Raw genomic sequence first — 13,079 nt, forward strand, 5'->3', positions numbered from 1 at the left:
TAATTGGCACTGATTTTATGGAAGGGACCATCTAATTGAACGGCTTCGTTTGGATATTCACTTTTTTTCTTCCTGCTGATCTGTGCATACGTCAAAGCAGGTGTAACACAATAATGGTTACTTGGTTATTGATTTTTAACTTTTTATCATTTTTTAACACCAAAAGTTTTATATTCTAAAAATAAACACCTATTTTTTTAGTCTCATTAACTGTTTTCCATCATGAAATATTTTATTCTCATTGGGATATTGCTGGGTGTTTGGGCATGCGGAAGCAAAGGGAAAAACCTCTCATCGGACCTTGTCAGGCTGGATTTTTCCCTGGACACGGTAATGGTCAATCCCGGCCAGGAAATTCTTTTCGTCAATTATGGTTTGTACCATTCCCAGTTGAATACGAGCAAAACCCATCTGTACAATTTCAACCATACGGATTTTGCTATAGAGAAAATCAATCTGGACGAGCTCGCATTTGAAGAAAAGATCAATTTTTCCAAAGAAGGGCCTGACGGGGTGGGTAATTATTTCAGGCGTTTCCTTCTGATAAATGATGACACCCTTCTGATGAGCAGCTACGAACAGGATGGTTTTTTCGGATGGGATGCCAAAAAAATCCGCAAATTTGATTTTAAAAAGGTAGGCAAAGAAGGGGATATGATGCCTGAGGGGGATTTCCTGACCGAGGTGATCTCCGTCCCGGGCCACTCCGATGTTTTTTACGGGCTGGTTTCCAACTGGCAGGAAAAGTCCACGGCTTTGGTCAAGCTGGACCTCAAAGACAATCTTTTTAAAAAAATAGAGGTCCCCCTATTTGAAAAGAGCAAAAAATATGAAATAGAGTTCAACGATGGACAGAGGGGGTTTGGCATGGGCTCCGAAAAGTTTATCAACTATACCGGTGGCAAAATCATCATTGGAGTGGATGTTTCAAATGAACTGTATGTCCTGGACCCTGCGACCGATGCCATAAACCTGTACACCTACGAAAACGAGTTGACCGCAAATGAAAAAGCCAGCAATCCGCCTGCCCAGGTGGGTGATATGAAAGAAATGGAAAGCCTCTTTAGAAAAATCCAGAGCGAAATAGGTTTTCACCGCTTGGTTTGGGATGAGGAAAATGAGGTTTATTACCGGCTTTCCCAGACATTGGAATTCGATGATTCGGCGGAACGGCCCGAAAATCAACTCTTGCCTTCTGCCTCAGGAGCCAAGGTGTATATCACTGTTTTCGACAAGGACCTGAACAAAGTGGCGGAGTCTTTGGTGCCGGCGCTGGACAAACGCCCTGCAAGACACTTCGTCAAAGACGGCAAAATCTGGATATTTGAGAATATCGAGGATGAGATGGGGTTTGTGAGGTTGAGTGTTGAGGGGATTTAGTGCTGGTCGAATTTTGCCCCGTTTGTTCCGGGAGGCAGGTCTTTGATCCCCCAGTTTTTGTTGGGTTCAGAACCTAACCACAGTTCCAATATGCCACCCTTAGCGAATTCTTCGTGCGTAAACCAGAATTTATCAAGAGCCTGCCCGTTCAGTGCCGCTTTTTGGATGTACAGGTTGTCCTTTGAATTGTCATAGGTAATGATTTCAAACTGCTTGCCGGCATAGTACTTTTCGTCCAGTTGGATGGTTACTTTATCGAAAACAGGACTGGTAATTTCATAAATCGGGGTTTCTGAGACGCTCCCCTGAATATTGAACAGACCGATGGCCATCAATGCGCTCATCCCGCCCATTTGCCCCTGGTCTTCATCATGTCCGCCGTATCCCAGATCCGGTGTGATGCCTCCATAAGCCTGTTCCTTTACCCTTCTTACCCAATACTGCGTAAGCCAGGGCTTGCCGGCATAGCTGAAAACATGGGCATTGGAGCAAGCGGGTTGGTTGGCATAGCTGACATAACCTTCGTTGTACGCAAATACGAAATCGCTCTCTTTTGCCTGTTCAAACGCATGGTTCAGCTTTTCACAGAATATATCCGCCCCTCCCATTAGCTGGACAAGTTCCCCTATCCCGTGGGATATCCCCCAGGTGCCTTGCCAGGCATTGGCTTCTACCCAACCCGCGCCGGACAAAGGATCGGTATGCATGAACTGGCCGTTTTTATCTTTTGGGAAAAGCAGTTTTTGGTCCTCGTGGAAAAGGTTCTTCCATCCCCCTGAGCGTTCCAAAAAGAACTTATGGTCTTTGGTTTTTCCCAGACTTTTAGCCATTTGTGCCAACGCGTAATCCTGGAACGCCGCCTCGATGGTGATGCCCGCATTCCCGGGCCAGTAACCGTTTTCGGTATAAAAGTCGATATCTTCATGCGCTCCCAACATTCCCCCGGGTAAATGGTTTTGCCTGACCATTTTATAAGCAAGATCCTCCGGTACTTTGGTCAATAGCTTCTTCTTGTGGGCACTGACGATCAGGTTGGTGGCCGGGCAACTCGTCATGATATAGGAATAACCTCCTCCCACGGGGCCTCTGGGGAGCAAGTAGCCATTCCGGGCATATTGTACCATGGAGGCTGCCATTTCGTCCATCACCTCCGGCCAGGCCAAACCCCACAGCACATTGAGGTTCCATTGGGTAAGCCACCAGGCATCGGTTTGATACATGTTGTACAAAAGATTACCTTCTTTATCCTTTGGCAATTTTTTTACCTTGAAAACCGCATCCGTGAAATTGCCCTCCCTCCGGCCTTCGGTTCTGTCCGGGTAATCCCCGTTGACGTCATTGATTTTGTGGCGTCCCAACAGTACGTGCCACAGATCCGTATAAAATTTGATTTTCTGGGCATCGGTTCCGCCTTCGACTTTGATGCGGCTCAGCCAGTCATTCCATATTTCCCGGGACTCACTTCTCACCTTATCAAAATCCCATGAAGTACATTCGGCCTGGAGGTTTTCCCGGGCATTTTCCACACTTGTATAGGAAATGGCTATTTTCATCTGTAGCAGGTCACCGGCCTTAACCTCGTATTGGGCCACGGCACCTAAGCTGTCTCCCAAAATCTCCTCTATTCCGGTAAAAAGTTCCTTTCCTTTCCAACCGCCCAACCCCCTGTATGGCTCGTCGAACTGGACCACAAAAAAGACCTCGATTTCCTTCGGCCCTCCCCAATAACGGTCTACAGAACTAAAGGAGCCTTCAAATTCCCTGTCGCTGATTTTCCTTACCCTGGCATTTTTCATGGTACTGTTTCCAACATACCCGCCGAGGTTGGTCAGTATGGCAGCCTCCATATCTTTTGTAAACCTATAGCGATAAAAGCTGACCCTTTCGGTGGCTGTAAACTCCACCCAAATGGCGTGGTCTTGTAAATGTACCCGCTGATAACCCGGCTGCACAATTTCCTCCGAATGGGAGAACCGGGACTTCCAGCCCTGTTGGCCCAAAGTAGGGTCAACATTCGCTCTGATGGGCATCACCTCTATGCCGGAAAGCATCCAGGCGTGGATCTGCTCAAAGCCCAGAATCTCATTTTCGTTGTAGTTGTAACCTCCTCCATTTTGGTTTTTGTTTCTGGTAAGGGGAGCCGCGCCTATCATCCCAAACGGACGCTGACCCGGGATAAAGAAGAAATACCTTCCCCTGTTGGTTTCAATATAAGGATCTACCCAAGAAACAAAGTCGGAGTTTTCATCGGGTGCGGAAAAGACTTCTATCTCTGAGAAGCCGAGGTCTTTTCCTTTTCCGTCAGTTGTCACAAATTTTACCCAGCTAATGGTTTTGGGTTCGAATGCTATGGATTTTCCCGTGCCGTTGTTGGGAATTTCCTGTACCCAGATCATGCTGCCATCGCTGAACAACAATTTGCCGCCGGCAATGTGGTCTTTTTCAGAAGTCCTGTCATACAAGACAATCCGGTTTACTTTCCTGGGTTTTTCCCATTCCAGTTGTATCCACGGAAAACGGATATATCCCCAATCGGTAGTATCTCCCTTGCATGCCCATTCACCCTGACCCAAAATCCCGATAACACCGTCAGCCACGTTTTCCGCAGCATACCCTTCGTCCAGTATGCTGGAGGCGGTCACTTTTGCTTCCGGGGCAATATTATCAGGGCCGGCTATCGAGGAAAAAGCGTGGAGAATAAAGAACAGACAGGATGCGGTATATTTTAGGTAGTGCATGTTTAAGAATGTTGTTGTATTACCAGAGGTGTCGTACCGACTTTGACACGACTCCAGGAAGTTAATCTTCGCAACATAGAAGGTCCAAAGGAATGGCTGTTTTCCCTTTATGACCTTCTATGCTGAAATTCAAACAAAATCAGGTTGTCATTGGACAAATAGTTACCGCGGCACAGCATCATATATCCAGAGAAAAGTCTCTATACCCAGCCCAAAAGCGGATAAGTCCACCTCCTCTTCCAAGGCAAGCCGGTCCACGGTCAGCGTCCTGACTTTTAAAGTATCCGTGACGATTACATCGGGAGAGAATATACCATAAGATTCCCTGATGAAGAACTGCTCGTCTTCCGTCAGTTGCCAACTTTGGTAAACGGTGAACCCATCAAACAAACAATCCCCCGCACCGGTATCTTCCCCGTAATCCATCGCCATGGTACCGTCTTCATTGAGCAACATGGAATTGTCTTTTTCGCAGTCTTTTATTTCCTCCTTGTTTGGATGCTCTTCATTGTTCACATGCAGCACGGATCGTAACAGCCAGCGCCTTCTCGTCAGGTTGTCTCTAGGGGAAAGGGTTACAACCAAGGTCAGATCACTTTCCTGACTGACCCCATTTGTGTTAGACGCCTTGAAGGTAAACCCCACTAACTGGTCGACGTCTTCTACCGAAGGTACATAATAGAAGGGGTATTGGAAGGAGGTACCTGATCCCGGGTCCACGGTCAATACCCCGTTGTTCCCAAAAGACGGATCCAAGGCAAGGTTAACTGTCTTGGCAATGGTAAATTCAGTCAAACTTGCCCGGGAGCTTATATCCACTTCCACATTCACTTCGTCTCCGGACTGGAGTCTTTCCCTGAACTGTCGCTGTCCGGGAGCCGGTGTGGCGGAGAGGTTTATCACCAGATCGTTGGAGAGATCTTCGTCTTTGTCCTCGCAGGCGATAAACGCCGTCATCAAAACCGAGAGCAGGCCATATTTGATGTATTGAATAGTTGTTTCCATTGATGTATCATCGTTTTAAGAGTGAGCTATACTGCTCATCGCCATTTTATATCTCTTTTGCATTAAGACAAATCATTTTGCCTAGAACCCCGGGTTTTGGGGGAGATTTGGATTCAGATCCCTTTCTCTCAATGGAATGGGAAAAAGGTTAAAATCAGCCCCTGGGGTCACCTCTTTTGCGAGCTGCACTTTTTCCTGCAGCTTGCCCATCCTCACCAAGTCAAACCAACGGTGTCCCTCTACTGCGAATTCTTTTCGTCTTTCCAACAGGACAGCTTCTTTGAAATCCGCTATATTGGTGATGGTCAGACCGGGAAGTCCGGCCCTGTTGCGAACACGGTTAAGGTAGTTGTTGGCATTTGTAAAATCCCCTAATTCCGCTAATGCTTCCGCATACATCAAAAGCACATCCGCATACCTCAATACCTGGAAATCATTTTCAGAGCCGCCGGCGTTGGGATTGGCCTCGCGATCCCAGTATTTTTGAAAGTAGATTTTATCCAAACTTACAACCGCCCCTTCCTCATTGGTAAACTGGATCATGAAAGTCGCGTCTCTCCGGGTATCCTGTGGAGAATAGGAATTGTAGAGATCCTGGGTAGCAACTTGCCAGCCCTGGGTGTTGCTGATATTGGAAAATCCGGATGACAGTTCTGTGGGTAGCAGTCTTACATTGAACTGGCCTACTTCCCAGAAAGAAATGGCCCCTCCTGCATCTCCGAACCCAACGGAAAAAACAGCCTCTTTCCCTCCTCTGTTGGCATATCGAAACACCTCAGAAAAGTCCTCCCATAATTCATATTGACCTGATTCGATGACCTCGGCTGCTTTTTCTGCACATTTTCCGTAATCGCCCAAAGTCAGGTAAACCTTGGCCAATAAGGTCTTGGCCGCACCTGAGGTGGCCCGTCCCCTTCCGGCACCGCTGGAGTAACTCAGCGGCAGGTTCTCCGCATCGGTAAGGTCCTGGAGGATCTTTCCGTATATGGCAGATGTTTCGGCCGCCTCGGGTGTCAGCGGCTCTGTCTCGTTGACAAGTAAAGGTATCCTGTCAAACATCCTCACCAGATTGAAATACAGCAGAGCCCTCAGAAATTTCGCCTCGTTCACCAATCTGGTCCTTAAGGTTTCATTCATGTTGATATCAGGGATCCTGGCGATGGCGATGTTGGCCATGTAGATGGTTTTGTAATGCATTCGCCAGATCTCCAGCAAAGCCGCGTTTTCCGAGTTGTGGGTGAAGGTCTCCAACTGGTCAAAGTGAAGCGCACCAAGCTGGTTGTTGTTCATTTCGTCGGAAGAAAGCCCCTGAGTCACCCAAAAGGTACTGTGGTAAATGCCCGCTGTGTTTCCCGCGGAAGCGTCGTATGAGCCCAGGTAGGCGTAGATGGCGTTTACTGCGGCAATGGCGTCCTGCTCGGAAGAGTAATAATTGCTAATGTCCACCCGGTTTTTGGGGTTTTCCGCAAGAAAGCCTTCGCATGAAGCTACCAATAGTCCCAGGCACACTAAACAAACCCCCGGTATATAAGATATGATTGATTTTTTCATTTTGCTTTAATTTCGATAGGTAGTCGTTTAAAAGCCAAAATTTAATCCCATGATATAGGTTTTGGCCAAGGGATAGATTCCGTCATCCACACCCACGATGTTGGTAGTGGCACCATAAGCATTGCCTTCCGGGTTATAACCGCTGTATTTCGTGAAAGTCAAAAGATTGGTTCCGCTGACATAGACCCTAAGGTTCCTTACCCCGATTTTTGACAGGGTACCGAATGGGAAGTTGTAGCTCAACATCACATTCCTGAGTCTTATATAAGAAGCATCTTCCACGAATCTTGAGGAAAAGACATTATCCAAGCTGCCATCCGAGAGTGCTCGCGGATAGCGGTTGCTGGGATTTTCCGGGGTCCATCTGTTAAGCCCGGCTTCTGCCAATAGGTTTTGTTGTCCATTGAAATTTTCCAAATTGACCAGGTTCATATTGACCATCTGGTTACCCTGTGAACCCTGAAAGAAAAAGCTCAGATTGAAATTTTTATACGTCAAATCGTTGTTGATCCCCCAGATAAAATCCGGCTCTGCGGATCCGATGATCGTCCGGTCATATTCATCGATGATACCATCAGGAACACCGTTGGGACCGCTGATGTCCCTGTACCTGCGATCACCGGCCTGGGCCCTGGACGCAGGGTTCGGAGAAGTGGGTTCCTGCCCTCTCAGCACCGGACTGTTTTGGGCTTCCTCATCGGTTTGGAAAATCCCGTCGAATACATATCCATAGAAGCTGCCGATAGGTTCATTTTCCCGGAGGATATTGCCCCCTACGCCCAGAAGGATGTCCTCTTCCCGGGCAAGGTTGAGAATTCTGTTGCGGTTGATGGAAAAGTTAAGGGAGGTGTTCCAAGCCAGCTTTCCGGTAGTATTGACAGATCTGACCTCTATGTCCAGGCCGCGGTTCCTCACGTTGCCGATGTTAAGCAAAGTATTGCCAAACCCGGTGGTATAAGGAATAGGCGTGGAAAGCAAAAGATCAAAGGTGTTTTTGTGGTATACCTCCGCGGTAAACATTAGCCTGTGGTCCAGCACTGCCAAGTCCAGCCCCAGGTTGGCCTGTTCCGTGCTTTCCCACCTAAGGTCCCGGTTGGGGTAGGAGAGCGGTTCCTGGCCGGCGATGACCTCCGGGATTCCAGTGGGATTGTTGAATACCCCCTGGCCGAATGGCCCGACCAAAGCCAGCGACTGATAGGGCGGAATGGCCTGATTGCCTATCAGGCCGTAACTGGCCCTCAACTTCAGGTCAGAAACAAAGCCGGCATCGGCCATAAACTGCTCATCCGATACCCGCCAGGCAAAAGCCCCCGAAGGAAAGAAGCCGTATTTGTTGCCCGTGGCAAATTTAGACGAAGCATCTATTCTGCCGGAAAGGGTGAAAAGGTAGCGGTCGTTTAGTGTGTAATTGACCCTGCCCAAATAAGAGACCATACTCCATTCCGATTCCATATTGGTTGGTCGCTGAGGATTCAATGCCGCATCCAAATTGTGATATCCTGTTCGGTTATCCGGGAAATCAAATGCCACGGCGCTGACCGATTCATTTCTGAAATGTTGCATGGTATATCCCAAAAGCACATCGAAATGGTTGTTTTCATTGATTTCCCTTTTATAGCTGAGCGTGTTTTCATTGAGCCAGGTCATGGCCTGAAGCGCGCTGACCGAAGCTTCACCCTTGCTGTTTTCTGTCCTTTTAAGAAAATTTGGGCCGAAGGTGTTGGATTTCGTGTGTAAAGCATCAATTCCGAAACTGGTTCTGAATTCCAGGTTTTCCATAAAGGTGTAATTGGCATAAAAATTACCCAGTACCCTGGAGGATTGGGTAAGCGCCTGGTATTCCTTTGCCTCGGCCACTGGATTGGCCACGGCGTCTTTCCTATCATGCTGGAATGTATAGCCGCCTGGCCGACTGGCGTCATACACCGGCAGGACGGGATTGAACTGAAGGGCATTGGTGATGACGCCCGGAACAATTTGGCCCGGCCCGGTCAATACACCGTTGGAAGCCATATTGTTGTAGGACAAACTTGTTCCTACCGTTAATTTCTTACTGATTTCCCTATCCAGGTTGGTTCTGAATGAGTATCTCTCGAAATCAGAGCCAATGATGATCCCGTCTTGGTTAAAGTAGCCACCGGAAACAGCGTATTTGGTCCTTTCATCCCCTCCCGTAAAGGAAAGCTGGTGGCTGGTAATGGGAGCGGTGCGGAAAAGTTCTTCCTGCCAGTCCGTACCTCTTCCCAGGTTGGCGGGATTTACGTAGACAGGATTCCGGTTGGCATTTATCGAGGCTTCATTGACCAGTTGGGCAAATTGGCTGGCATCCAGTAGGTCCAGCTTTCTGGAGACTTGCTGTACCCCGTAGTAGCTTTCCAGGTTGACAGTCCCCACTCCCTCTTTTCCCCTTTTTGTGGTGATGAGTATGACGCCATTTGCTCCCCTGGAGCCATAAATAGCGGTAGCGGAAGCGTCTTTCAATACCTCTATGGATTCAATTTCACTGGGGTTGATCGTGGCCAAAGCACCTATCCGTGGTCCGCGGCCACCGATGGACATCTCATCCCCGTTGCTGTTGATCAACATGCCATCGATCACGTATAGCGGCTCGCTGCTGGCATTGATAGAACTGGTCCCCCTGATGCGGATATTGGTCTCGCCACCCGGGGTTCCGGAAGCCTGAACCACCTGCACACCCGCGGCCCTTCCCTGCAAAGCCTGATCAAAGGTCGTGGCAGGAATGGCTTTCAGTTCATCTTCTTTTACAGAAACGACCGATCCGGTGAGATCGGATTTCCTGACCGATCCGTAACCTATGACGACTACTTCATCCAAAGATTCATCGGATAGGGAGAGGGACACGTTGATGGTGGCCTGATTCCCTACTGCGATTTCCTCTGACTTGTACCCTATATAGGAAAATACAAGTATGGCATTTTGGTCCGGAATATTCATCCTGTAATTTCCTTCCACATCGGTGACTGTGCCGGAAGAGCTTTCCTTGATCATCACGCTAACGCCGGGCAAAGCCTCTCCCTCTGAAGTGGTCACTTTCCCTTGAACGGTCCTTTCACTTTGCTCAAGGAGCCCCACATCCAAAGCCCTGGCCAGAACAGGCTGAGACAGGTGGCTAGCCGCCGAAAGAAAGAGGCACCCCACTGCAAAGTACAGTTTCAGTATAAAACGCTTTTCCATACCATTGTATTTATCTTAGACATAGTTTGTTCATATGTTCATACAAATTTTAAATGAAATTGAAATCATGGTGTTGAGAGACAGGGGATTCCCGATTGGGTCTTAAATCGCTGCAAAAAGTCCACTAAGGTGGGCAAAACCACTTCCTTACGATTTTTTGGTGAGCATTCATTCGGCTACGGGTTTATTCTCTTCGGTAATCTTTTAATATGTTCATACATATGGACAATCAAATATGCAAAAAAAATCAATAGAATAAAACGAAAACCTAATTATTTTCTATGTCTGAATGCATATCCGAAACTTTGTCCGTATATACTGTCTTTTAATGGCTATATATCTGATTTTTGTCAGTGTTACAGTATATTATTCTCTTTATAAAAAGAAAATTCTGATCAAATCATTCAAACTTTACCCGGATAAACCTTGGCCGGTATAAATTCGGATAAGCCTTGATATCATTAAAGAAATCGAAGGAATTGATATTGTAGCTGATCAAAAGCTCGCCGGGTTTGGATAGGCTGGGATAAGCTTTTGCATTGTAGGCAAAGAACTGGCTGCCTTCCAGGTCGGCTTTACAGTCCCAGAGCGGTATATCTTCCGAAAACGGGCCAATGGGACTTTCCCCGATCCTCATGGCCACTGTGTTGGACAATGTTCCCTGTTGAAAAACGAGGGCGTATTTTCCGTCACCGATGGGGGAGACGCTCAATTCATTCGAGACACCCGTGCCCAACCCCGCTGCACGATCACTTTCCGAAGTCCATTCTTCCCCGTCCCAAAATTTCCATTCCTCAATGGCCGTCATCTTTTCAGGTGCCACACGGGCCACTATCAATTCCTTTTCCATCCCCCGGACACCATAAATATAGATATAGCCGTCGGGATCGGGAGCATTGGCCTGAGTGGTATTCACGTAAATTCCCACACCCAATGAAGCCTTTGGTCCATCCGCATGAAAAGGGATATCCCATTGGTCCATTTCCTCAAATGGATAGGCACTGTTTGAGGGGATTCTGATCAGGACATTTCCCACTTCTTCAAAACCAAACACTTCCTTCTCGGGCACATTTACAATGCGATAGGCAAACAGATAAAGGGCGTTGTCCGCAGCATTGACAAAGCCGTCCCCCAACCAAAAGTAGTCCCCTTCTTTTGAGGCAAGGGTGCGGGGAACAAACAGGGAAGCCGGTTGACCGTCTTGGTTTTTCTTTACCTCAAATTTTATCTTCGAAGGATCGGGTTCATGTCCTTCCAGAATGGCAATGCTGTTGTTGACCATGGTAAATCCTTCCTGCAGTTCCCCGTTCTCAATAAGTCCATACATGGTATCACTGAAGACAAACAGGTTACGGGCGGTATCGCCTTCTTCCAAATTTTCTTTCCCATCCAGTGGAATGGCAAAAATCCCGTCACCGCCAAACCAACCCGAATCCCGCTTGAACAAGGCCGTCCAGTCGGGCGCTTCCTCCACCGTGAATTGTAATTCTTTTTCGCTGGCCCCGGTATTTATATCTTGGGATTTGTTGTGATTACAGGCATATGCGCCTAGCGTCAAAGCCGATATGGCGATAATTAGTCTCTTCATCTTTTCCGGTTTTTGTCAAAATCTGGGTTTAGTTGCGTCAAATTTTCTTTCATAGGTGTTGCCTTTCCCGCTGAAGCACCATCCTGTCCCCGAATAACTTTGGAAGCGTCACTTCGGAAGAAGCCGGGTAGGTAGAGATCATGAAGAGGAACAGGCCCCACAAAGAGCGCATCCAGTCATTCGATATATCGCTTAGCCTAGCCATTTTTCTTCCAGCTTTTTTCAATTTCTTCCAAGGTTTTGCCTTTTGTTTCCGGTATCAATCGATACGTAAAGACCAACAATACAACGGCATTGATCATAAAAATATAGAAGGTAAAGGCTCCACCCATACCTTCCAGCATCATGGGTGTGAGCTGGGTGATCAAAACAACCCCGATCCATAAAATCACCGTGGCAAAAGACATGGCGATCCCCCGGGTTTTTGTGGGGAATATTTCCGATATCATCACCCAGGGAATGGGGCCGAGCGAGGAGGCGAATGAAGCAATAAAGCCGATGATGAAAATCAATAGCCAAGGCCCACTGCTCCAGTTTAGGTAAAAAAGCGTGCCGATGGCAAACAGGCAAATGATCATGCCCGATACGCCCCACATTAAAAGCGTCCTTCTTCCTAATTTGTCAATGAAAGCTATTGCCACAAAAGTAAACAAGGTATTGGTGACACCGACGATGACGGTCTGCATTAAAGCGGTATCCCTGCCGAGGCCGATGCTTTTGAGTATTTCCGGGGCGTAGTAGATGATGGCGTTTATACCGGTGATTTGGGAAAACAGGGCCAGTACCACTCCGACCACAAGCGCGGCTCTCAATCCTCTGGAAAACAATTCCTTTATGGTTCCCTTTTCTTCTTTGAGCGCGTCATGGATGTCTTTCAGTACCTTGAGGGATTGTTCTTTTCCATTCACCCTTTCCAGAATAGCCAGAGCCGGCTGCGTTTTTCCCTTGCTGGCCAGCCAACGGGGACTTTCGGGAACAAAAAGGAGCATGAAAAAGAACAGGGAGGCAGGAATAACTTCCGACCCCAGCATGTACCGCCAGCCATATTCCACATTCCAGGCCTCATCTCCCAGCCCCGCGATTTTCAGATTGATAAAATAAATCAGGTTGATGCCAATGACGATGGCCAGTTGATACAGCGTGACCAAAAAGCCCCGCTTATCGGCAGGGGCAATTTCCGCTATATAAAGCGGTGAGAGGATAGAAGCGGCGCCCACACCGATTCCGCCAATAAACCTGGCCATGACAAATTGGGTGAGGTTGTTCGGAATGGCCGAGCCCACAGCCGAAACAGCGAACAGGATGGCACTTAGAATCAACACCTTTTTTCTCCCCACCGCATCGCTCATGTAACCTGCGCTTACCACGCCCAGGATGCAGCCCCAAATGGCACTGGATGCTGCCCAGCCCGTCATGGTGGCGCTGAGTCCGAATTTGGTTTGTAAAAAACCTATGGCACCTGCTATCACGGCCGTGTCGTAGCCAAACAGCAGGCCCCCAAATGCCGCCACGGAAGAGACCATGATGACAAATTTGAAACGGGTCTTCTTCGATGCGGTGGACTCAGGTGCTTTCGCTTCTTCGATTTTCATGGGTACAGGTCATTAAGGGTTATACTGGCT

Annotated in this window: 8 protein-coding genes; 1 reads left to right on the forward strand and 7 read right to left on the reverse strand. The window is 47.9% G+C overall.

Translation table 11 applies throughout. The features are described from left to right. Positions 1–222 precede the first annotated feature (222 nt). Positions 223–1,380: a DUF4221 family protein gene (locus ACFPFU_RS10845; protein ID WP_377064369.1), complete on the forward strand. Its 1,158-nt coding sequence runs from the start codon at positions 223–225 to the stop codon at positions 1,378–1,380. On the opposite strand, the gene ACFPFU_RS10850 is transcribed toward ACFPFU_RS10845, so the two are convergent. The 7 genes from ACFPFU_RS10850 to ACFPFU_RS10880 all read right to left on the reverse strand — a co-directional run bounded on the left by ACFPFU_RS10850 (position 1,377) and on the right by ACFPFU_RS10880 (position 13,049). Next, a complete protein-coding gene (locus tag ACFPFU_RS10850; RefSeq protein ID WP_377064371.1) occupies positions 1,377–4,118 on the reverse strand; it encodes a GH92 family glycosyl hydrolase in 2,742 nt (913 codons plus the stop codon). The two genes, ACFPFU_RS10845 and ACFPFU_RS10850, sit on opposite strands and share 4 nt — an antisense overlap. A gap of 162 nt (positions 4,119–4,280) precedes the next feature. Further along, positions 4,281–5,123: a hypothetical protein gene (locus tag ACFPFU_RS10855; protein ID WP_377064373.1), complete on the reverse strand. Its 843-nt coding sequence runs from the start codon at positions 5,121–5,123 to the stop codon at positions 4,281–4,283. An 81-nt stretch (positions 5,124–5,204) separates the two neighbouring features. Further along, complete coding sequence (locus ACFPFU_RS10860; protein WP_377064375.1) at positions 5,205–6,674, reverse strand: RagB/SusD family nutrient uptake outer membrane protein; 1,470 nt, start codon at positions 6,672–6,674, stop codon at positions 5,205–5,207. Between the two features lie 27 nt (positions 6,675–6,701). After that, positions 6,702–9,869, reverse strand: coding sequence for a SusC/RagA family TonB-linked outer membrane protein (locus ACFPFU_RS10865; RefSeq protein WP_377064377.1), 3,168 nt, complete (start codon positions 9,867–9,869; stop codon positions 6,702–6,704). Positions 9,870–10,269: 400 nt separating this feature from the next. Further along, positions 10,270–11,457: a DUF4185 domain-containing protein gene (locus ACFPFU_RS10870; RefSeq protein WP_377064379.1), complete on the reverse strand. Its 1,188-nt coding sequence runs from the start codon at positions 11,455–11,457 to the stop codon at positions 10,270–10,272. A 49-nt stretch (positions 11,458–11,506) separates the two neighbouring features. Continuing rightward, positions 11,507–11,662 carry a hypothetical protein gene (locus ACFPFU_RS10875; RefSeq protein ID WP_377064381.1) on the reverse strand — a complete coding sequence of 52 codons (156 nt, stop codon included), beginning with the start codon at positions 11,660–11,662 and terminating at the stop codon, positions 11,507–11,509. Next, entirely contained in the window at positions 11,655–13,049 is a 1,395-nt protein-coding gene (locus ACFPFU_RS10880; protein WP_377064383.1) for a sugar porter family MFS transporter, read from the reverse strand. Before ACFPFU_RS10880 ends, ACFPFU_RS10875 begins: the two co-directional genes overlap by 8 nt. Between the last annotated feature and the right edge of the window lie 30 nt (positions 13,050–13,079).

The sequence above is a fragment of the Negadavirga shengliensis genome, assembly GCF_042652345.1.
Lineage (GTDB): Bacteria > Bacteroidota > Bacteroidia > Cytophagales > Cyclobacteriaceae > Negadavirga > Negadavirga shengliensis.